This is a genomic window from Variovorax defluvii (assembly GCF_039541515.1).
Lineage (GTDB): Bacteria > Pseudomonadota > Gammaproteobacteria > Burkholderiales > Burkholderiaceae_C > Variovorax > Variovorax defluvii.
Window position 1 is genome coordinate 187,223 of record NZ_BAABGJ010000081.1, and the last position, 18,818, is coordinate 206,040.

General features: G+C 70.6%; 18 protein-coding genes and 1 tRNA gene. 11 read left to right on the forward strand and 8 right to left on the reverse strand.

The genetic code is table 11. The features are described from left to right. Positions 1–174 precede the first annotated feature (174 nt). The gene (locus ABEA07_RS26425; protein ID WP_345541640.1) at positions 175–1,605 is read right to left on the reverse strand and encodes a DUF5666 domain-containing protein; all 1,431 of its coding nucleotides are present in this window, start codon (positions 1,603–1,605) and stop codon (positions 175–177) included. Beyond that, positions 1,602–2,513 carry a DUF6502 family protein gene (locus ABEA07_RS26430; RefSeq protein WP_345541641.1) on the reverse strand — a complete coding sequence of 304 codons (912 nt, stop codon included), beginning with the start codon at positions 2,511–2,513 and terminating at the stop codon, positions 1,602–1,604. Before ABEA07_RS26430 ends, ABEA07_RS26425 begins: the two co-directional genes overlap by 4 nt. A gap of 287 nt (positions 2,514–2,800) precedes the next feature. On the opposite strand from ABEA07_RS26430, the gene ABEA07_RS26435 reads away from it, so the two are divergent. The 5 genes from ABEA07_RS26435 (at position 2,801) to ABEA07_RS26455 (ending at position 6,179) form a co-directional block, all read left to right on the forward strand. Further along, positions 2,801–3,037 (forward strand): hypothetical protein, encoded by a 237-nt coding sequence (locus tag ABEA07_RS26435; RefSeq protein ID WP_345541642.1) that lies wholly within the window; start codon positions 2,801–2,803, stop codon positions 3,035–3,037. A gap of 53 nt (positions 3,038–3,090) precedes the next feature. After that, positions 3,091–3,420, forward strand: coding sequence for a hypothetical protein (locus ABEA07_RS26440; protein ID WP_345541643.1), 330 nt, complete (start codon positions 3,091–3,093; stop codon positions 3,418–3,420). 303 nt (positions 3,421–3,723) lie between these two features. After that, a complete protein-coding gene (locus ABEA07_RS26445; RefSeq protein ID WP_345541644.1) occupies positions 3,724–5,328 on the forward strand; it encodes a hypothetical protein in 1,605 nt (534 codons plus the stop codon). Positions 5,329–5,333: 5 nt separating this feature from the next. Beyond that, the gene (locus ABEA07_RS26450; protein WP_345541645.1) at positions 5,334–5,696 is read left to right on the forward strand and encodes a hypothetical protein; all 363 of its coding nucleotides are present in this window, start codon (positions 5,334–5,336) and stop codon (positions 5,694–5,696) included. 54 nt (positions 5,697–5,750) lie between these two features. After that, positions 5,751–6,179 carry a hypothetical protein gene (locus tag ABEA07_RS26455; RefSeq protein ID WP_345541647.1) on the forward strand — a complete coding sequence of 143 codons (429 nt, stop codon included), beginning with the start codon at positions 5,751–5,753 and terminating at the stop codon, positions 6,177–6,179. Between the two features lie 100 nt (positions 6,180–6,279). On the opposite strand, the gene ABEA07_RS26460 is transcribed toward ABEA07_RS26455, so the two are convergent. Both ABEA07_RS26460 and ABEA07_RS26465 read right to left on the reverse strand, forming a co-directional pair. Further along, positions 6,280–6,354: transfer RNA gene (locus ABEA07_RS26460), tRNA-Arg, on the reverse strand. 43 nt (positions 6,355–6,397) lie between these two features. Continuing rightward, entirely contained in the window at positions 6,398–7,054 is a 657-nt protein-coding gene (locus tag ABEA07_RS26465; RefSeq protein WP_345541649.1) for a TetR family transcriptional regulator, read from the reverse strand. Positions 7,055–7,209: 155 nt separating this feature from the next. Here ABEA07_RS26465 and ABEA07_RS26470 point away from each other — a divergent pair, with 155 nt between their 5' ends. From ABEA07_RS26470 to ABEA07_RS26485, 4 genes are all read left to right on the forward strand, one after another. Next, positions 7,210–8,499, forward strand: a complete 1,290-nt coding sequence (locus tag ABEA07_RS26470; protein ID WP_345541650.1) for an efflux RND transporter periplasmic adaptor subunit — start codon at positions 7,210–7,212, stop codon at positions 8,497–8,499. A 13-nt stretch (positions 8,500–8,512) separates the two neighbouring features. Next, complete coding sequence (locus ABEA07_RS26475; RefSeq protein WP_345541652.1) at positions 8,513–11,680, forward strand: efflux RND transporter permease subunit; 3,168 nt, start codon at positions 8,513–8,515, stop codon at positions 11,678–11,680. Positions 11,681–11,949: 269 nt separating this feature from the next. Then, positions 11,950–13,365, forward strand: a complete 1,416-nt coding sequence (locus ABEA07_RS26480) for an efflux transporter outer membrane subunit (protein WP_345541653.1) — start codon at positions 11,950–11,952, stop codon at positions 13,363–13,365. Positions 13,366–13,448: 83 nt separating this feature from the next. Continuing rightward, positions 13,449–14,186 (forward strand): c-type cytochrome, encoded by a 738-nt coding sequence (locus ABEA07_RS26485; protein WP_345541654.1) that lies wholly within the window; start codon positions 13,449–13,451, stop codon positions 14,184–14,186. A 152-nt stretch (positions 14,187–14,338) separates the two neighbouring features. Here ABEA07_RS26485 and ABEA07_RS26490 read toward each other — a convergent pair whose 3' ends face one another. From ABEA07_RS26490 to ABEA07_RS26505, 4 genes are all read right to left on the reverse strand, one after another. Further along, positions 14,339–14,854 carry a DUF2946 family protein gene (locus ABEA07_RS26490; RefSeq protein ID WP_345541655.1) on the reverse strand — a complete coding sequence of 172 codons (516 nt, stop codon included), beginning with the start codon at positions 14,852–14,854 and terminating at the stop codon, positions 14,339–14,341. A gap of 65 nt (positions 14,855–14,919) precedes the next feature. Further along, a complete protein-coding gene (locus ABEA07_RS26495) occupies positions 14,920–15,894 on the reverse strand; it encodes a YheT family hydrolase (protein ID WP_345541656.1) in 975 nt (324 codons plus the stop codon). Next, positions 15,894–16,346 (reverse strand): YybH family protein, encoded by a 453-nt coding sequence (locus tag ABEA07_RS26500; RefSeq protein ID WP_345541658.1) that lies wholly within the window; start codon positions 16,344–16,346, stop codon positions 15,894–15,896. Before ABEA07_RS26500 ends, ABEA07_RS26495 begins: the two co-directional genes overlap by 1 nt. Positions 16,347–16,406: 60 nt before the next feature. Next, entirely contained in the window at positions 16,407–17,168 is a 762-nt protein-coding gene (locus ABEA07_RS26505) for a hypothetical protein (RefSeq protein WP_345541659.1), read from the reverse strand. An 84-nt stretch (positions 17,169–17,252) separates the two neighbouring features. Here ABEA07_RS26505 and ABEA07_RS26510 point away from each other — a divergent pair, with 84 nt between their 5' ends. Further along, on the forward strand, positions 17,253–17,855 hold the full coding sequence (locus tag ABEA07_RS26510; RefSeq protein WP_345541660.1) for a LemA family protein: 603 nt from the start codon (positions 17,253–17,255) through the stop codon (positions 17,853–17,855). A 28-nt stretch (positions 17,856–17,883) separates the two neighbouring features. Next, on the forward strand, positions 17,884–18,816 hold the full coding sequence (locus ABEA07_RS26515) for a TPM domain-containing protein (protein WP_425584182.1): 933 nt from the start codon (positions 17,884–17,886) through the stop codon (positions 18,814–18,816). Positions 18,817–18,818 lie beyond the last annotated feature (2 nt).

Sequence of the window (18,818 nt, forward strand, 5' to 3'; positions counted from 1 at the left end):
TCTGACGGCGATGGTAGCGCCGACCCATGGTGGCGTGAATCCTCGTGAACGGGACCGCGCCGGGCTCGTAGAACCGGTGATCGCGCGGCTGGGCGCCGAGGCCATCCACACTCCCAGTCGTATCCACCTCGGCCCGAAGGAGGGCGGTCTAAGGGCCGTTCACGCTGGACGGACTCAGTTGAAGACCACGCGCGTGGCGATCAACACACCATTCACGACCCGCGAGCCCTCGACGCTCACCTTGACGCCGCTGCCCAGGTTCCCGGCCGTGCCGTTCTCGAACACCACGCCCGGCCCGCTGGCATCGATGGGCTGACCCCGCACGCGGAAGCTGGCCGGCGAGCTGAAGTTGCCCACGGTGCCGATGAGGGTGAAGGACACCGGCCCGCCCGTGCCGGGCACGTGGCGGATCTTCAGCTTCGAGGCCTGCAGCACGCCGTTCTGGATGATGCCGGCCACGTCCACCCTGACGCCGTTGCCCACCGATCCGGAAGGCCCGCCGGTGACCTGGGCCGAGGCCGCATTCACCTGCACGTTCAGCACGCGCAGCGAAGCCAGCCCCGCGAAGTCGGTGACGATGCCGGCGATCTGGACCGGTGTGCCGCTCGCCCTCGGCAGCGGGTACCACCATTGCACCTGCGCGGCCTGCAGCCGGCCGGCGGCCACCGCGCTCGCCCGCACGCGCACCAGGGTGCCATCGGCCAGGGGACCGCCGTCCAGGCTGCCCGACAGCACGGCCGCGCCGTAGTCCACACCGATGGCGCCGAGGGTGAAGGTGCGCCGCAGCGTGTCGAGGTTCTGGACCGTGCCCGTGAGGATCGGCGTGGCAGCCGCATGCTGCTCCACGCGGGTCGCGCGCAGCACGCCCGGCGCGCCTGGCAGGCCCCAGACCTGCACGGTGCTGCCGGGCTGGAGCGCGCTCAGGCCCGCGCTGTCACCCCACACCGTGGCCTCGTCCGTGGTGATGGTCGTGCCCAGCACCACGAAGCGGCCCTGCGCCGGGTCGACCGAGGCCAACGGACCCCGCACGTCCGCAGCCGATTCGACGCGCCGCGCGACACCGTTGTTGAAGTCCGCGTCGAGCGGCCCGGTGACCTTCGCGCTCATGCCCAGTTGCAGGGCCGGTGTGTCTTCGATGGTGACGATCGCGGAGTCGGTGTTGTAGCGAACACCGTTGACGATGATGCTGCCCGCGCCATCGACGCCGCCGACGCCGGATGCATCCGCGGTGCTGACGCCGGTGCCGCCCGAGCCCACACCACCGTCGCCCGCGGAGGCCGTGGCGCCACCGCCTGCGCCTGCGCCTGCGCTGCCACCCGCACCGGCCGATCCGCCGCTCGTGCCGCCGGGCCCGCCGCCACCACCGGACAGCAGGCCGCCGCCGTCGGAGGATGCTTCGCCACCCGCGGTGGTGCTGGTGCTGGTGCTGGTGCTGATGCTGGTGCTGGTGCTGGTGCCGCTGCCGCTCCCGATGCCGGTACCCGCCACCGTGCCGCCGGCGCCGACCACGGCGAAACTGCCGCCGCCGCCACCACCACCGCCGCACGAGAGCAGCATTGCGGCCGAAAGCACCAGGAATGCCGTGCGCAGGAATGACGTTCTCATGCTTGTTCGTCCGATCTCGCGGGAGGTGTCGTGGGGGACGCGGGCGTTGCTTGTGCCACATCTTCCGCGTCTTCGTAGTAGGTGTAGACGCCGATCCGGATACGGCCGGAAGCACCGGTATCGGCGGCCTCGTAGGCCCGCGTCAGCTCGCGCGTGAGCTCATGGTGCATCGCGCTCCAGCGCGTGCGCACGAGCTGGTGCACGCGCTCGCAGTCCGCCGCCGTGATGCCGGCGGCGAACACCGAGCGCTCCAAGAGAGGCGGCGCCGTGCCCAGCGTGTTCGCCACACCCGCGAGCAAGTGGTCGCGGGCGTTGTCGCCCAGGAAGGCGAGCATGGTCTTGAGATCCTTCGCCGGAACGAAGCCGGCTGCGTCGAGTTCCACCCGCCCGGCTTGTTCGCTGACCATCTTCAGGCGAACCAGCTCGTCGAGGATGGTGCGATGGTGCACGTTGCCGCGGCTGGCATGCCGGGCCACCGCCTCGAAGGAGGGCCGGTCCTCGTCGGCCACCAGGGGCAGGCTGCGCAGCGCAGGATCGTCGGTCGCCATCTGAAGCCACAGCGTCAGCGTCTTGGCGGCCGCGGAAGTCTCGGTGTGCGGCAGGCTTTCCTCGGCTTCGCGCACCTTGGCCGTGACCACCTTGCGGTTCAGCCCCGTGGTCACGGACAGCTGGCTGATGTTGGGCTCGGTGCCCTTGGCCTTCCACAGCCGCCGCGCCTCGTCGATGAGCAGCTCGCGCAGGATGGCTTCGAAATGCGCGTGCTTCAGGCCGAAGGCGAGCGCGAGGCGCACGACCGGACGGAGCACGCGTGCGCAGGCCTCCAGGACCCACGCCGTGCGTTCCGGCGTTCCTTGCGTGCCGCCGCTTCCCCCGTTGGGGAAGTCCGGCGTGCCTTTCGATCCAGTCAAGTCTCTCGCCATGAAGGCCTGTGTCTTCCTTGTGCCACGGCGTCGTGGCGCGTGTTGCCATTGTGAGGCGTGCCCGCCAAGCCCCCGTCGGATGGACCCTCGCGGACAGGTTCCGGTGCACGCATGCAATTGGACATGCAGACGAGCCAGCGTCTGACAAGCGCGCGCGCCGCTCTATAGGACAAAAGCGCATTAGATGTGAAATTTTCCCAATCCACGAGGAACTCATGCACAGATCTGTCACACGGCACCCCGGGAGGCCTGCAGCAAAAGCGCGCCGAAGCGCCATGGCACGGACCCGCTACGTGCGGGGGCCGTCGCCCGCCTCGCAAGACACGGAAGCTCAACAGAAGCGCAATGCCTGGATGGCAGCCGTGCGCGTGCGCAAGGCGGTACAGGCCCGCATTGTCGAGGCATTCCGCCGGCAACTCGAAGGCGCGGGCCCCGGCCCCTCGGACGAAGACCTGCTGATGTTCGCCCGGCTCGCCGTCGCGGAGCAACGACTCGTACCGCGCGCCGCCTGAGACCCACCGCATCGCTTCTCCCCCCGTTCCAGCCCTTCTCGAAAAGGACAGCCATGACAACAACAAGCATCGGGAACACGCTCTCGTCGCAAGAGCTGGCCTTCGGGAACCTGATCGACATCGCGATGCTGCGCACGGGCGCGGTCTCCGCGGAGGTGTGCGAGGCCTGCAGCACCATCAACCTCGGCGCCTCGCGCTTCTGCAAGGGCTGCAACCACAAGCTGCCGGCCTACTATGTGGCCGAGCTGGACGACAACTCGATCGCCAACCCGGGCACAGGGGTGGTTCGACACGGCTGGGCCCGGGCCTGGGATTTGGCGGCGTTCTGGGTCGTCATCAATTCGCTGGCGGGCGCGACGGTGCTCGTTCCGTGGATCTCCTAGACACGGAGCTCCACCATGCCGCCCCTCGCCAGCCCCGCCGAGAAAATACCCAACCAGCCCGATTGGAGTGATTGGAAACCGCCAGGGCCTGCCATTCCGCCGCACCAGCTGACACGGGTGTGCGGCAACTGCCAGACGCTGAACCGGGACACGGCCAAGTACTGCAGGCGTTGCGCACAGAAGCTTTCCGCGGGCAGGACCCTGCGCGCGGTCGGGGGATCCGATTGGGACGATGAGGACGAGGGCCCGCCAGGGACGGCGGCATCAAAGGCGGGGCTCTCCGCGCAACCGCCTCGCGAAGGCATGGCGGCCCGCCGGGTCCTGGGCATTCCCGTGCCGCCCGGAGTCGATGCCTCGATCGTGTGGCTCCTGCTCGTGCTGGCGGTGCTGCATCTCGCTTTCGTGCTGTGGTACCTGGGCAGGTCGGGCACGCAGGGACCGCCGTTGTCGCTGCCGAGCGCGGGCGTCTGGCAATCGACGCCGACGCCGGAGGGCCCCCCGGTGGCCACCAAGACGCCCGAGCTGCCATCGCCGCGCGCTGCAGCGCCTGCATCACCCCAGGAGCCGGCCGCGGCGCAGGCTGCCACGGCGCCGCTTCCTGCACCCGAGGCCCCCGTCGAAGCCAAGGTCGAACCCACGGAGCCAGCGAAGGTGGAGACCGCGGCAGCGCCGGTCGTGCCCGATGACCCGGCACCGCCCGTCGAATACCGTCCTGCCCCGCCCATGCGTACGCCTGCCCGTCCGATGACGACGGCAAGGGCGCAGGCGCCGGCGGCGGTGCCTGCAGTGCCAAGGCCGATCGAGACGGCCCGGGTCGTCACGCCCGCGCCGGTTGCAACGGCACCGGCACCGCGAGCAATTCACGAGCCTGCGCGCACGAGCGAGCCGCTCGGGACTGCGTCCGCACGGCCGGCCGCCCCCGTGGAGCTTCGACCTCGAGCCGTCACGCCGCCGCAGATCCAGGCTGCGTCGCCGCGACCTGCGGTGCCCACGGGTGGATGCGATCGCTACAACCCGTTCGGCGAAGCCCCTTGCATCTCGCGGCCGACCGCAGCCCAGGTCGCGCAGCCGCCCATGCCAGGCTCGCGAAACGCGAAGGGCCAGGGAGTCCCTGGTGGCAACGTCGGCAAGAACGACCGCTGGGTCTTCGCGGCAGGTGGTGGCGCCGGCGGCGGCGGCGGTAGCGGTGCGGCCGGCGCAGGTGACGGCGGCGGCGCAGGTGGGGGCGGTGCCGGTGCCGGTGCCGGTGCCGGTGCCGGTGCCGGTGCCGGTGCCGGTGGCGGTGGCGCCGGTGGCGGTGGCGCCGGTGGTGGCGGCGCCGGTGGCGGTGGCGCCGGTGGTGGTGGCGCCGGTGGCGGTGGCGCCGGTGGTGGCGGCGCCGGTGGTGGCGGTGCCGGTGGCGGTGGCGCCGGTGGTGGCGGCGCCGGTGGTGGCGGTGCCGGTGGCGGTGGCGCCGGTGGTGGCGGCGCCGGTGGTGGCGGCGCCGGTGGTGGTGGCGCCGGTGGCGGTGGCGCCGGTGGTGGCGGCGCCGGTGGCGGTGGCGCCGGTGGCGGTGGCGGTGGCGCCGGTGGCGGTGGCGCCGGTGGTGGCGGTGCCGGTGGCGGTGGCGGTCCTGGCGGCGGTGGTCCCGGTGGGGGCGGGCCCGGCGGGGGTGGCGGCGGTGGCGGCCCAGGCGGTGGCGGCCCAGGCGGTGGCGGCCCAGGCGGTGGCGGCCCAGGCGGTGGCGGCCCCGGCGGTGGTGGTCCCGGTGGGGGCGGTCCCGGCGGGGGTGGCGGCGGTGGCGGCCCTGGCGGTGGCGGCCCTGGCGGCGGTGGTCCCGGTGGGGGCGGTCCCGGGGGCGGGCCCGGCGGGGGTGGCGGCCCAGGTGGCGGCGGCGGCCCTGGTGGCGGCGGTGGACCCGGGAGGTAGTCACGATGAAATCGCGAACCCTCCGTCGCTCGGCGCACCAGGCCTTCAGCCACAAGGAAGGACTGCTCGGCACGCAGAACGAACACGCACGTTTGCTCCAAGGTCAGCCCTTGCCGGCGGCGCCCCATGGCGCTGCAATGCGCCACGCGCTCGTGAGTCACCTTCAGGCCCGACGCGCACAGCCGTCCTTGATCGACGCGTGGGAGGACGCTTCCCAGCAGGCGGAGGCCGAGGAGCAGCGCCCGCCGTGCCCCGAATGCTTCATCGCGGGCAGCGTCGTCGGCCTCGAGCCAGTCCAGTGCTTTGGCGACCTGGACCAGGTCCGCTGCCCACGCTGCCGAACCGATTTCCTGTTCGCTCGCGAATGACGGCGCGGCCGTCGACCCATGAGCGCTTTTCAAAGCATGTTTCAAGGAACCACGATGGACTCACGCGTGACGATGCTCCAACGAAATCGGCGACTGCTGTTCTGGACAGCTGTTGTCGCCACAATGCTGGCGCTGGCACTGCTCGCAGCGGACCTGGCCTTCCCTCCCGAGGCGCTGACCTACGCCACCGCATCGAACGCGGATCTTTCGGCCTTCCAGATGCGGGACTTCCAACTGTTGATGCTGGTGACCGCGCTGGTGGTCTCGGTGGCGGCGTTTGCAGGCGCCGGCATCGCAGCCTTGGGGGCATGGATGGCCCGCAGGAAGGACAAGGACATGGAGGAGCAGGTGCCCTCCCCGCCCATCCGCCGCCGCAGAAGAAAAGCCGAGCCCGCCCTCGCGCGCGAACCCGCCAACGAAAGGATTGCGGCACTCAGAGCCGTGATCGCGCCCGCGGACCAGGCGCCGGGCGCGAAGGCTTGATGCGTCTGCATCGAGCGCGGGCAAGCGCAGCCCGCTGAGGCGCCCCGTAAAAGAAACGAGAAAGCCGGACACTGCTCGCAGTGCCCGGCTTTCGGTAATTTGGTCCCGCCGCCAGGAATCGAACCTGGATCTCAGCCTTCGGAGGGCCGAATTCTATCCATTGAAATACAGCGAGGCAGGGGCTCCGGCAATTCGCCGAAGCTCGCCATTATCTCCGATCACGCGGCGGTCCTGCAGTTCACCTCGGCCGACCCGCCGCCGCACTCGAAACCCAGGCCCGCGAGGTAGACGCGGAAGACGTGCCGGCCGGCCGCCACCAGGTCGAACAGGCCGGGCTCCAGCAGCCAGTCCTGGATGAGGCCGGAGAAGGCGGCATGCAGGCCGAATGCCGCCGTTTTCACCGGCATCGGCAACGCGATGCCGGCCTGGCTGGCGGCCTGCTGCAAGGCACGGGCGAAGTCGTCCAGGAAGGCGTTGCGGGCGGCGCGATGGCGCTGCAGCACGGCATCCATGTCCTGCGTGTACTCGACTTTGAGCGTGGCGATCTCGAACACGCGGCGCACCTGCGGGTCGCTGACCATCAGGCTCAGCGCCAGCATCATCACCCGCTCGATCGCCGCCAGCGGGTCGGCGCCGTCGCTGCCGGCCTCGCGCTTGGCGGCCTCCAGCGGCAAGGTGACCCGTTCCATCATCGCGTTGAAGAGGTCGGCCTTGTCCTTGAAATGCCAATAGATCGCACCCCGCGTGGCGCCGGCCTGCTGCGCGATCTGCTGGAGCGAGGTCTTCGAAACGCCCTGCGTCTGGAACAGCAGCTCGGCAGCATCGAGCAGGCGATGCCGCGTCGCGAGCGCTTCTTCCTTGGTACGACGGACCACGCCAACCCTCCTTGAATTTCCATGCATGTCAGGGGTTGTCACTATACATGCATGAATGTATGTACACTTGGCCCCCTCCCGATGGTCAGATTCGCCGTGGTGCTACGCGCACCGCGGGCGCGCCTCCATTCCCGTTTTCGCTTCAAAGGATTCGCATGCCTCTCCTGCATGTCTCGCGCCCCACTTTGTCGTTCTTGCCGCGCCGCCCCGTCCTGGCCGCCGTCGCCGCCGCCGCGGTGCTGGCACTCGCAGGCTGCGGCAAGAGTGAAGCCCCGGCCGGCGGGGCGCCGGGCGCAGGCGCGGGCGGCGGCGCGCCGCCGCCGCCCGAAGTCGGCGTGGTGGTGGCAACGCCTCGCGACGTCGGCATGGTGACCGAGTTGCCGGGCCGGCTCGAAGCCTCCCGCGTGGCGGAAGTGCGGGCCCGGGCGGCCGGCATCCTGCAGAAGCGCCTGTTCCGCGAGGGCAGCGACGTGAAGGCCGGACAACTCCTGTTCAACATCGATCCCGCGCCCTACCTGGCCGCCGCCCAGAGCGCGCAGGCCAGCCTGGCGCGCGCCGAGGCGAACGCGGTCCAGGCCCGGGCGCTGGCAGAACGCTACAAGCCGCTGGTGGAAGCCAATGCGGTGAGCAAGCAGGAATACCTGAACGCCGTGGCCGCCGCCAAGACGGCCGAAGCGGACATCGCCGTGGGCCGCGCCTCGGTGCAGACGGCCAAGATCAACCTGGGCTACGCCAGCGTGACCGCCCCCATCGCCGGCCGCATCGGCCGCGCGCTGGTGACCGAGGGCGCGTTGGTGGGCCAGGGCGACGCGACGCCGCTGGCGGTGATCCAGCAGATCGATCCGATGTACGTGAACTTCACGCAATCGGCCAACGAGGTGCTCAAGCTGCGCCGCGCCATGGAGGGCGGCCAGTTCAAGCGTGCCAGCGGAACCGATGCGGCGAGTGTGCGCGTGGTGCTGGAAGGCGGCAGCGAATACGCGCTGCCGGGCAAGCTTCTGTTCTCGGATCTCACGGTGGACTCGACCACCGGGCAGGTCACGCTGCGTGCCGAAGTGCCCAACCCGAAGGGCGAGTTGCTGCCCGGCCTGTACGTGCGCGTGAAGGTGGAGCAGGCGCAGGCCACCAACGCGATCACGGTGCCGCAGCAGGCGGTCACGCGCACCCAGCAGGGCGACACGCTCACGGTGGTCGATGCCGAGGGCAAGATGCACAAGCGCACGGTGAAGATCAGCGCGGCGCAGGACAACCAGTGGATCGTGCTCGAAGGCCTGAAGGCCGGCGAACAAGTCATGGTCGACGGCTTCCAGAAGCTGATGATGATGCCGCCGGGCTCCCCGGTGAAGGCGGTGCCCTGGAAGCCGCCGGCACCGGCCACCGCCGTGCCCACCGCGCCCGCCCCGGCCCCCGCCGCCGCTGCCTCGGCTCCGGCCGCGAAGCCCTGAGGAGCGCGCCCGCATGGCAAAGTTCTTCATCGACCGGCCCATCTTCGCGTGGGTGATCGCGCTGTTCATCATCGTGCTGGGGGCGGTGTCCATCACCCAATTGCCGATCGCGCAGTACCCGCCGGTGGCGCCGCCGGCGATCGTGATCAACACAGCCTACCCCGGCGCTTCCGCGCAGACGCTGGAAGACAGCGTGCTGTCGGTCATCGAGCGCGAGATGAACGGCTCTCCCGGCCTCATCTACATGGAGTCGGTGGCGCAGGCGGACGGCACCGGCACCATCACCATCACCTTCGAGACCGGCACCAACCCCGACCTCGCGCAGGTGGACGTGCAGAACCGCCTGTCGCGCGCCACGCCGCGGCTGCCGGCCGCGGTGACGCAGCAGGGCGTGCGCGTGGACAAGTCGCGCAACAACTTCCTGTTGTTCACGATGCTGTCGTCCACCAACCCGGCGATCGACACCACGGCCCTGGGCGACTACGCCTCGCGCAACGTGGTGCCCGAGCTGCAGCGCGTGGCGGGCATCGGCCAGGCCCAGCTGTTCGGCACCGAGCGGGCCATGCGCGTCTGGATCGACCCGGCCAAGCTGCGGGGCTACAACCTGTCGGCAGCCGAGGTCAACGCGGCCATCCGCGCGCAGAACGCGCAAGTGTCCTCCGGCACCATCGGCGACCTGCCGAACGTGCCGGGCCAGGCCATCGCCGCCACGGTGGTGGTCAATGGCCAACTCACGAGCCCCGCACAGTTCGGCGAGATCGTGCTGCGCGCCAACACCGACGGCTCCACGGTGCGCCTCAAGGACGTCGCGCGCATCGAGCTGGGCGGCCAGAGCTACGCCACCTCGGCGCGGCTGAACGGCCAGCAGGCGGTGGGCATCGGCGTGCAGCTCGCCCCGAGCGGCAACGCGCTGCAGTCGGCCAAGGCGATCCGCGCCAAGATGAGCGAGCTGGAGCGCTTTTTCCCGCAGGGCGTGTCGTGGACCATCCCCTACGACAGCTCGCGCTTCGTGAACATCTCCATCACCGAGGTGGTGAAGACGCTGTTCGAAGCGGTGGCGCTGGTGTTCCTGGTGATGTTCCTGTTCCTGCAGAACTGGCGCTACACCCTGATCCCGACCGTCGTGGTGCCGATCGCGCTGCTGGGCACCTTCGCCACCCTGCTGGCACTGGGCTTCTCGATCAATGTGCTGACCATGTTCGGCATGGTTCTGGTGATCGGCATCGTGGTGGACGACGCCATCGTCGTGGTGGAAAACGTCGAGCGCATCATGAGCGAGGAAGGCCTGCCGCCGCTGGAGGCCACGCGCAAGGCGATGCGGCAGATTTCCGGCGCCATCGTCGGCGTGACCGTGGTGCTGATCTCGGTGTTCGTGCCGCTGGCCTTCTTTGCCGGCTCCACCGGCAACATCTACCGCCAGTTCTCGGCGGTGATGGTCGCCTCGATCGCCTTCTCGGCCTTCATGGCGCTGTCGCTCACGCCGGCGCTGTGCGCCACGCTGCTCAAGCCGGTGGAAGCCGGCCATCACCACGAAAAGCGGGGTTTCTTCGGCTGGTTCAACCGCAGCTTTTCCCGCACGGCCAAGGGCTATGAAAGCATCGTGGCGCGCATCCTCAAGCGCGCGGCGCGTTACCTGGTGATCTACGCCGCGATCATCGGCGCGGTGTTCGTCGTGTACCGCCAGTTGCCCACCTCCTTCCTGCCGCAGGAAGACCAGGGCTACATCATCGTCAACGTGCAGTTGCCCCCGGGCGCGACGCAGGAACGGATGCTGTCGGTGATGCAGGACGTGGAGGGCTACATCCTCAAGCAGCCCGAGGTGGAAAGCATGGTCGGCGTGCTGGGCTTCAGCTTCTCCGGCCAGGGACAGAACGCAGGCCTCGCCTTCGTCACGCTGAAGCCGTGGGAAGAGCGCCACGACCCGGCCCACTCGGCCGAAGCGGTCGCCGGGCGGGCCTTCGGCGCGCTGTCGCGCATCCGCGATGCCTTCATCTACCCGCTGTCGCCGCCGCCCATCCCCGAGCTGGGCAACGCCAGCGGCTTCAGCTTCCGGCTGCAGGACCGCAACGGCGCCGGCCACGAGGCGCTCACCAACGCGCGCAACCAGCTCCTGGGCATGGCCAGCAAGAGCCCGATCCTGACGCAGGTGCGCCCGGACGGGCTGGAAGACGCCCCGCAGCTGCAGATCGACATCGACCGCGACAAGGCGAACGCGCTGGGCGTGGGCTTCGACGCGATCAACGCCACGCTGTCGACCGCGCTCGGCTCCACCTACGTGAACGACTTCCCGAACCAGGGACGCCTGCAGCGCGTGGTGGTGCAGGCCGATGCCCCGGCGCGCATGCAGCCGGAGGACCTGCTGCGGCTCAACGCGCCCAACAGCAAGGGCGAGCCGGTGCCGCTCTCGGCTTTCGCGAGCACGCGCTGGGTCAACGGCGCGCAGCAGACGGTGCGCTACAACGGCTACCCGGCCGTGCGCATCTCGGGCTCGGCCGCGCCGGGCTACAGCTCGGGCGCCGCGATGGCCGAGATCGAAAAGCTCGCCGCGCAGCTGCCCCAGGGCTTCGGCTACGAGTGGACGGGCCAGTCGCGCGAGGAAAAGCTCGCCGGTGCGCAGGCCGTCATCCTCTACGCCTTCGCCATCCTGGCGGTGTTCCTGTGCCTGGCCGCGCTGTACGAGAGCTGGACCATCCCGCTGGCCGTGATCCTGGTGGTGCCGCTGGGCGTGCTCGGCGTGCTGCTCGCGACGATGCTGCGCGCTTACTCGAACGATGTGTACTTCCAGGTCGGCCTGATCACCATCATCGGCCTGTCGGCGAAAAACGCGATCCTGATCATCGAGTTCGCGAAAGACCTGCAGGCGCAGGGACGCGGCGTCGTCGAATCCGCGCTGGCCGCAGCGCACCTGCGGTTCCGGCCGATCATCATGACCTCGCTGGCCTTCGGCCTGGGCGTGATGCCGCTGGTCCTCGCCAGCGGCGCGGGCTCGGCCAGCCAGCGCGCGATCGGCACCGGCGTGATCGGCGGCATGGTCACGGGCACCGTGCTGGCGGTGTTCTTCGTGCCGGTGTTCTTCGTGGTGGTGCGCAGCCTGTTCAAGGGCAGCGAGCGCCAGCACGAGGTCGATCGGCGTCACGCAGAGGCTGCAGGCATTGAAGAAGCCCCCCATGCACCGAGCTGAAATGACACTCTCCCCCAGGCTCCCCCACTTCGTGTGGTCCGCCAACCCCCTCACCGGGGGCGCACCCAGCGGCCCGGCAAAGCCGGTTCCGCGGAGGATGTTGCTCCCCCCCAGGCTCCCCCACTTCGTGTGGTCCGCCAACCCCCTCACCGGGGGCGCACCCTGCGGCCCGGCAAAGCCGGTTCCGCGGGTGCTCCCGAACGGGCCGGCTTCGCGGCCGGCGTACTTCATGCGTCGCGGGTCACGCGATAGCGTGGTGGAGCACTGAGATGAAAGCACTCCTCCGTACATCGCTCGCCGCGGCGGCCGCCCTGGCGTTGGCCGGTTGCTCCCTGATCCCGACCTACGAGCGCCCGGCAGCGCCGGTGCCGGGCGCCTATCCTGGCGCTCAGCCCGCGGCCACCACCCGCTCGCCGGCCTCGACGCTGGCCTGGCAGGACTACTTCACCGACCCGCGCCTCGCGACGCTGATCGAGACCGCCTTGGCCAACAACCGCGACCTGCGCGTGGCGGTGGCCAACATCGAGCAGGCGCGCGCGCAGTTCCAGATCCAGCGCGCAGCGCAGTTCCCGGCGCTCGATCTCTCCGCCAGCGGCTCGCGCTCGGCGCCGAATCCGCTGGCGGCCGCGGGGCTGGGCGGCAGCGTGGCGTCGAGCTATTCCGTCGGCCTCGGCATCACGGCCTGGGAACTCGACTTCTTCGGCCGCGTCGCCAGCCTCAAGGAACAGGCGCTGGCGCAGTTCCTCGCCACCGAGGAATCGCGCAAGGCCACGCAGATCAGCCTGATCTCGGCGGTGGCGAGCGGCTGGCTCACGCTGATCGCCGACGAGGAGCTGCTCGCGATCACGCGGCAGACGCTCAAGACGCGCGAGGAGTCGCAGAAGCTGACCCGGCTGCGCTTCGACAACGGCGTGTCCTCGGAGCTCGATCTGCGGCTGGCCGATTCGCTGGCCGAGAGCGCACGCGCCACCTACGCGGAACAGCAGCGGCTGCGCATGCAGGACGAGAACGCGCTCGCGCTGCTGCTGGGCGCGCCGGTGCCGCCCGAGGCCACCGAGGGCGGCGCGCGCGGACTGGACGGGGTCGCGGCGATGCCCGAGCTGCCGGCCGGCACACCCTCCGACCTGCTGGGCGAGCGGCCCGACATCCGCGCCGCGGAGCAGCAGTTGATCGCGGCCAACGCCAACATCGGCGCGGCACGGGCGGCCTTCTTCCCGCGCATCACGCTGACCTCCTCCATCGGCACGGCCAGCAGCGAGTTCTCGAAGCTGTTCGAGCGCGGTACCAAGGCCTGGACCTTCGCGCCACAGCTCACGCTGCCGATCTTCGACGCCGGACGCAACCAGGCCGGGCTGGACGCGGCGCGGGCCGGCCGCGACATCGCGGTGGCGCAGTACGAGAAGGCGATCCAGACGGGCTTCCGCGAAGTCGCCGACGCGCTCGCGGGTCGCGCCACCCTGAGCGAGCAACGGCGCGCGCTGCGGGCGCAGACGGAGGCGGAGTCGGTGCGCCTCAAGCTCTCCGACCTGCGCTATCGCAATGGCATCGCGAGCGCCCTGGACCTGCTGGACGCCCAGCGTTCGCTCTATGGTGCCCAGCAGGCGGCCGTGCAGATCCACCTCGCGCAGCTGCAAAACCAGGTGACCTTGTTCAAGACGCTCGGCGGCGGCTGGGCGACCCGATGAGCGCGCCCGGGGCGCCTCCGGGCGCCTCTCTATAATCGCCGGTTGACCCGAAAGCCCCCGAAGAGCCCCACACTGAGGACCCAATGAGCGACGACGCGCACTACCAGGCCACAGAAGATGCCCACACAGGCCCCATCAAGAATCCCAAACAGCTGCTGCTGGCGGTCTTCTTCTCCTTCATTGCGCCGATCCTGATCATCGTCGGGCTGGTCTCCTACGTGAGCTCCGCCAACCGCCCCTCGGGGGAGGCCAAGGGCGAGAGCATGTCGCTCTACGGCGTCTCCAGCGATGCCCGCGACCGCGACCTGGCCGAGCGCCTCAAGAAGGTCGGGGCCATCGAGATCCGCGATGCCAACCGTCCGCTGGCCACCGGCGAAGCAGTGTTCAAGGCGCAGTGCGTGGCCTGCCACGGCGCCCCGGGCATCCCGGGCGCACCGCACCTCAACGACGCCGCGGCCTGGGGCCCGCGCATCGGCCAGGGCTACGCCACCCTGCTCGAGCATGCGCTCAAGGGCAAGGGCGCGATGCCGCCGCAGGGCGGCGGCGATTTCGAAGACGTCGAGATCGGCCGTGCGGTGGTCTACCTGGCCAACGCGGGTGGCGCCAAGTTCCCGGTGCCGGACCGTCCTGCGGCCGAAGGTGCGGCCGCCGCCGAAGGGGCCGCCCCAGCCGCTGCTGCCGCCCCAGCCGCTGCTGCCGCCCCGGCCGCTGCTGCCGCCCCGGCCGCTGCTGCCGCCCCAGCCGCTGCTGCCGCCCCAGCCGCTGCTGCCGCCCCGGCCGCTGCTGCCGCGGCAGCGCCGGCGTCCGAGGCCGCCAAGTAGTTCAGCTCGACTCTGCGGGCGCTGTGCCCAGCAAAAAGCCCGCAACAGCGGGCTTTTTCTGTTGTAGGTCCGAAGGCTTTGCCGGGCCGCGGGTGTTGCCATCGGCAAGGGGATTCGCGGACCATGCGAAGTGGGGGAGCCTGGGGGAAGAGCTAAGGGCCTGGAGTCATCACATGGCCGAAGCGCGCCGGCAGATCCGCTGCACGCACGGGCTCCGGCGTCCAGCGCCCCTGCTCCACGGCCTCCGCGGCCAGCCCCATGTCCTGCGTGTGCACCAGCCCCAGCCCCAGCGGCGTGACGAGGTAGAGGCGGCCTTCCTCGTCGATCAGGCAGGCCGAAGGCTCGACCGCCTGGCCCGTATGCGAGCGCACCGAGAGATCCTCGCTCACACGCCAGACCCAGGGCGCGGCCTCGAGCGCGACATACACGCGCTGCGGTCCGTTCTGGAAAAACCACTGGCCGCGCTCGTCGCTCTCGTAATTGCGCTGGATGAAGTCGATCAGCTTCTCGTGCTGCAGCAGCGAGCCCTTCGATGCCGGGAACGGTCCCGCGGCCTGCGTGCGGTCATCGCGCAAGTACCAGTTGCCGCGCGCATCCAGGCCCAGCCAGCCATAGCAGTGCGGCACATTGGGCCACTTCGCGAGCGCCTGCTTGACGATGTCATCCATGCGGGGATTCTGTTCCCGATCGGCCCGCGCCGCCATCGGACAAGGCCGATGCCGGAACACGGGCCTCAGAGATGCTGCGCCAGCCAGGCGCTCACGCCCTCCGGCATGCCGCGCACGTGCCCCGGCGGCAGCCCCAGCGGGAAGCCGACGTGGCCGCCATGGGCCGGCTGCCACAGCGTGACGTGCCGGCCGACGTCCTGCGGCCGCGGCAGGCTGGCCGCGGGCACGAAGGGATCGTTGGCCGCATTCAGCGCCAGCGTGGGGATGCGGATCGCCGCCAGGTGCGGCTTGGCCGAGGCGCGCGCCCAGTAGTCCTGCGTGTCGCGAAAGCCGTGCAGCGGCGCGGTGAACACATCGTCGAAGGCGTAGAGATCGCGGGCTGCCAGCAGTGCCTCGCGGTCGAACAGGCCCGGGTGCTGGGCCAGCTTGGCCAGGGCCTTGGGCTTCATCGTCGACAGGAACATCCGCGTGTAGACCAGCCGATTGAAGCCGCGCCCGATGGCCGCGCCGCCGGCCGCGAGGTCCAGCGGTGCGCTGACGGAGGCCACGGCGCGGGCCGTCTTGCCCGCCTCCTCGCCTGCCTCCTCGGCCCAGCGAAGCAAAGCGTTGCCTCCCAGCGAGACGCCCGCCACGAGCATCGGCCCCGCATGGCGTTCGCGCAGGCGTGCGAGGATCCAGCCGACTTCCTCGAAGTCCCCCGAGTGATAGGCCCGCGGAGCGAGGTTGATCTCGCCACTGCAGCCGCGGAAGTGCGGCACCGCGAAGGCCCAGCCGCGTGCCAGCGCCTGGGCCGCGAAGGCCTCGGCGTAGTGACTCTTCGAGGACCCTTCCAGTCCATGGAAGAGCACCAGCAGCGGCCGCCCCGCCGGCGCCTGCTCCGCCAGGAAGTCCACGTCGACGAAATCGCCGTCCGGCGTGGTCCAGCGCTCGCGGCGGTAGGGCGGCAGCGGCACCGCCGCGCGCCGTGCGAAGAGCGCGGGCCAGATGGTCTGGAAATGACCGCCCGGCAGCCAGCGGGGCGCGGCATAGGAAGGCGTCATCAGTGCAGGACCTGCGGCTTCTCGTCCGCCTCGTCGGGCGCTTGCACGGTGCCAGGGCTGGCATGGTGCGCCACCATGCGCCAGCCCTCGGCCGTCTTGTGATAGACGTTGGTCGCCAGCACGAAGGCATGGCGCGGGCCTTCCGCGGTCAGGACCTCGATGCGCTCGAGGACGTTGTGCACCGCGCTGGCGAGCGACTCCACCTTGCGCACGCGCGCCGGCGTGGCGTGGATCGCGCCCTTGGCGAACATCTGCTCGAAGGCGCCGCGGATCGCGACGGTACCCACCAGGCGCGGACCGCCGGGGTGCACGCAGAAGACTTCGTCCTCGTCGGCCCAGCAGGCCATCAGCGCGTCGACGTCGCCGAGTTGAAGCGCTTCGTAGAAGGCCGCCTCCACGTCGTCTGCGGTACCGCCGACGGTGGCGGCGCGGAGTTTGGTCTTGGTGGACATGGACAACGTCGACTGCGGCTGGGATGCCGATTTTGCCTCGCCCGGCGGCAGCACCGGCCCTCAACCCGGCACCGGCCGCAGCCAGCCGCGCGCCACCGACTCGAGCTCGCCCTGCGCCGCCTGCCAGACCAGTTCCGGCGCGGCCACGTGCACGCCCGGCGGGGCGATGCGCAGCGCCAGGTCGACCAGTTCGGCCACCTTGGCCGCACGCACCGGCTGCTCGCTGGTGGGCACCATGAAACGGGCGATGGACAGCATCCAGGCCGCCAGCCGCTCGGCCGGATGGGCCAGGCGCAGCGCCTCGGGCTTGCGCGCGGAGCGCAGGATGAGCACGCGCTCGAAGCCCTGCGCCACCACCGCCTGCTCGTCGAGGCTGGCCAGGCCGCGCTTGAGCGCTTCCGGCAGACGGCCCTGGTCGTGCGGCTGCACCACCGCCAGCGTGCGCACGCCGCAGGCCCGCAGCCAGGCCGCGAGCGCGGGCAGCTCGGACGGCGCGGGCGTCCACAACGCACGCTCGCGCTCGTAGTAGAGGCGCGGTGGTTCGAACAACACCAGCGCGGTGTCGGCGGCCACGCGCGGCCACCGGTCGATCTCGGGGCCGGGCGCGAGCAGCGTCTCGAGCCCGTGCACCGCATCGCGGATGGGTTCGCGCGCCAGCACGCGCGTGTGAGCGAAACGATGGCGGCCGGCCATCCGGCGCACCAGCTCCTGGCCCAGCGCACCGGTCGCGCCGGCGATCAGCAGCGTGCCCGCGTCGCCCGGGTGCGCAGGCGGCGCCGGCCGGCCCGCCGCCTGCAGTGCCTGAAGGGGATCGACTGCCATCGGTCTATGCTAACTTCGCGCTTCGGCCGGAACGGCAACAACGGCAACTGCGCAAGAAAGAAGAGAGGCTTCACGATGGCGATCATGAAACGCTGGCTCCTGGTTCTCCTCACCGCGCTTGGCGCACTCTCGCTCGGCGGCTGCGGCTACAACGACTTCCAGCGCCTCGACGAGGCCAGCAAATCGGCCTGGAGCGAAGTGCTCAACCAGTACCAGCGGCGCGCCGACCTCGTGCCCAACATCGTCGCCACCGTCAAGGGCGAGGCCAACTTCGAGCAGGAGACTTTGACCAAGGTGATCGAGGCGCGCGCCAAGGCCACCTCGATCCAGGTCACGCCCGAGACGCTCAACAACCCCGAGGCCTTCAACCGATTCCAGCAGGCGCAGGGCGAGCTCTCCGGCGCCCTGTCGCGCCTGATGGTGGTGGCCGAGCAGTACCCCAACCTCAAGGCCAACCAGGCCTTCCGCGACCTGCGCGTGACGCTGGAAGGCACCGAGAACCGGATCACCGTCGCCCGCAACCGCTACATCCAGACGGTGCAGGAGTACAACGTGCTGGCGCGCTCCTTCCCTACCAACATCACGGCCAAGGTCTTCAGCTACGACCCCAAGCCCACCTTCAGCGTGCAGAACGAGGCCCAGATCTCCACGCCGCCGACCGTCGATTTCGGCGCACCCAAGAAGTAGAAGGGCTTGTGAGCGTCAACAGGCCCTGATCGTGACCGCCTTCCTCCGGCGCGTGCTGGCGGCCTTCGTCCTGATGGCCGTCGCGCTCGCAGGCGCGTGGGCGCAGGAGCTGCGGCCGGTGCCCGTGCTCACCGCGCGGGTGATCGACCAGACCGGCACGCTCGACGCCGCACAGCGCGCGGCGCTGGAGGCCAAGCTCCAGGCCCTGGAGCAGCAGAAGGGCTCGCAGATCGTGATGCTCATGGTGCCCACGACCGCGCCCGAAGACATCGCGAGCTACGCCAACCGCGTCGCCAACGCCTGGCGCATCGGCCGCCGCGAGGTGGGGGACGGCATCCTCGTCGTCGTCGCCAAGAACGACCGCAGGATGCGCATCGAGGTCGCGAAGACGCTCGAGGGCGCGGTGCCCGACATCGCGGCGGCCCGCATCATCGACTTCGCGATGAAGCCGCGCTTTCGCGAGAACGACTTCGCCGGCGGGCTGGACGCGGCGGCCGATCAACTGATCGCGCGCATCAAGGGCGAGCCGCTGCCGGAGGTCGATGCGAAAAGCGGCGACTTCAGCGGCGGCCAGGGCGAGGACCGGGGCTTCGACTGGGAGGACCTCGCGATCTTCCTGTTCTTCGGGGTGATCGTCGGCGGCCCCATCGCGCGCGCCCTGCTCGGCAAGGTGCTGGGACCGCTCGCACTGGGCGGCGTGACGGGCGCCATCGTGATGGCGGTGACCGCCAGCGTCGTCGTCTCGGTGCTGGCGGGCCTGGGCGCCCTGCTCTTCACGCTGCTGTCCGGCGCCATGGGTGCGGGCGCGGGCCGCCGCGGACGTGGCGGGGGCTTCACGCCGATGCCGGGCAATTGGGGCGGCGGTGGCGGCGGCAGCTGGGGCGGCGGGTCCTCCGGCGGCGGCTTCAGCTCCGGGGGGGGCGGCGATTTCGGCGGCGGCGGCGCCTCGGGGGACTGGTAGCC

Excerpts from the sequence above, each read along its gene's own strand:
- ABEA07_RS26425 (WP_345541640.1), bottom strand. The coding sequence starts at position 1,605 with ATGAGAACGTCATTCCTGCGCACGGCATTCCTGGTGCTTTCGGCCGCA.
- ABEA07_RS26435 (WP_345541642.1), top strand. The coding sequence starts at position 2,801 with ATGGCACGGACCCGCTACGTGCGGGGGCCGTCGCCCGCCTCGCAAGAC.
- ABEA07_RS26440 (WP_345541643.1), top strand. The coding sequence starts at position 3,091 with ATGACAACAACAAGCATCGGGAACACGCTCTCGTCGCAAGAGCTGGCC.
- ABEA07_RS26445 (WP_345541644.1), top strand. The coding sequence starts at position 3,724 with ATGGCGGCCCGCCGGGTCCTGGGCATTCCCGTGCCGCCCGGAGTCGAT.
- ABEA07_RS26450 (WP_345541645.1), top strand. The coding sequence starts at position 5,334 with ATGAAATCGCGAACCCTCCGTCGCTCGGCGCACCAGGCCTTCAGCCAC.
- ABEA07_RS26455 (WP_345541647.1), top strand. The coding sequence starts at position 5,751 with ATGGACTCACGCGTGACGATGCTCCAACGAAATCGGCGACTGCTGTTC.
- ABEA07_RS26470 (WP_345541650.1), top strand. The coding sequence starts at position 7,210 with ATGCCTCTCCTGCATGTCTCGCGCCCCACTTTGTCGTTCTTGCCGCGC.
- ABEA07_RS26475 (WP_345541652.1), top strand. The coding sequence starts at position 8,513 with ATGGCAAAGTTCTTCATCGACCGGCCCATCTTCGCGTGGGTGATCGCG.
- ABEA07_RS26480 (WP_345541653.1), top strand. The coding sequence starts at position 11,950 with ATGAAAGCACTCCTCCGTACATCGCTCGCCGCGGCGGCCGCCCTGGCG.
- ABEA07_RS26485 (WP_345541654.1), top strand. The coding sequence starts at position 13,449 with ATGAGCGACGACGCGCACTACCAGGCCACAGAAGATGCCCACACAGGC.
- ABEA07_RS26490 (WP_345541655.1), bottom strand. The coding sequence starts at position 14,854 with ATGGATGACATCGTCAAGCAGGCGCTCGCGAAGTGGCCCAATGTGCCG.
- ABEA07_RS26495 (WP_345541656.1), bottom strand. The coding sequence starts at position 15,894 with ATGACGCCTTCCTATGCCGCGCCCCGCTGGCTGCCGGGCGGTCATTTC.
- ABEA07_RS26500 (WP_345541658.1), bottom strand. The coding sequence starts at position 16,346 with ATGTCCACCAAGACCAAACTCCGCGCCGCCACCGTCGGCGGTACCGCA.
- ABEA07_RS26505 (WP_345541659.1), bottom strand. The coding sequence starts at position 17,168 with ATGGCAGTCGATCCCCTTCAGGCACTGCAGGCGGCGGGCCGGCCGGCG.
- ABEA07_RS26510 (WP_345541660.1), top strand. The coding sequence starts at position 17,253 with ATGAAACGCTGGCTCCTGGTTCTCCTCACCGCGCTTGGCGCACTCTCG.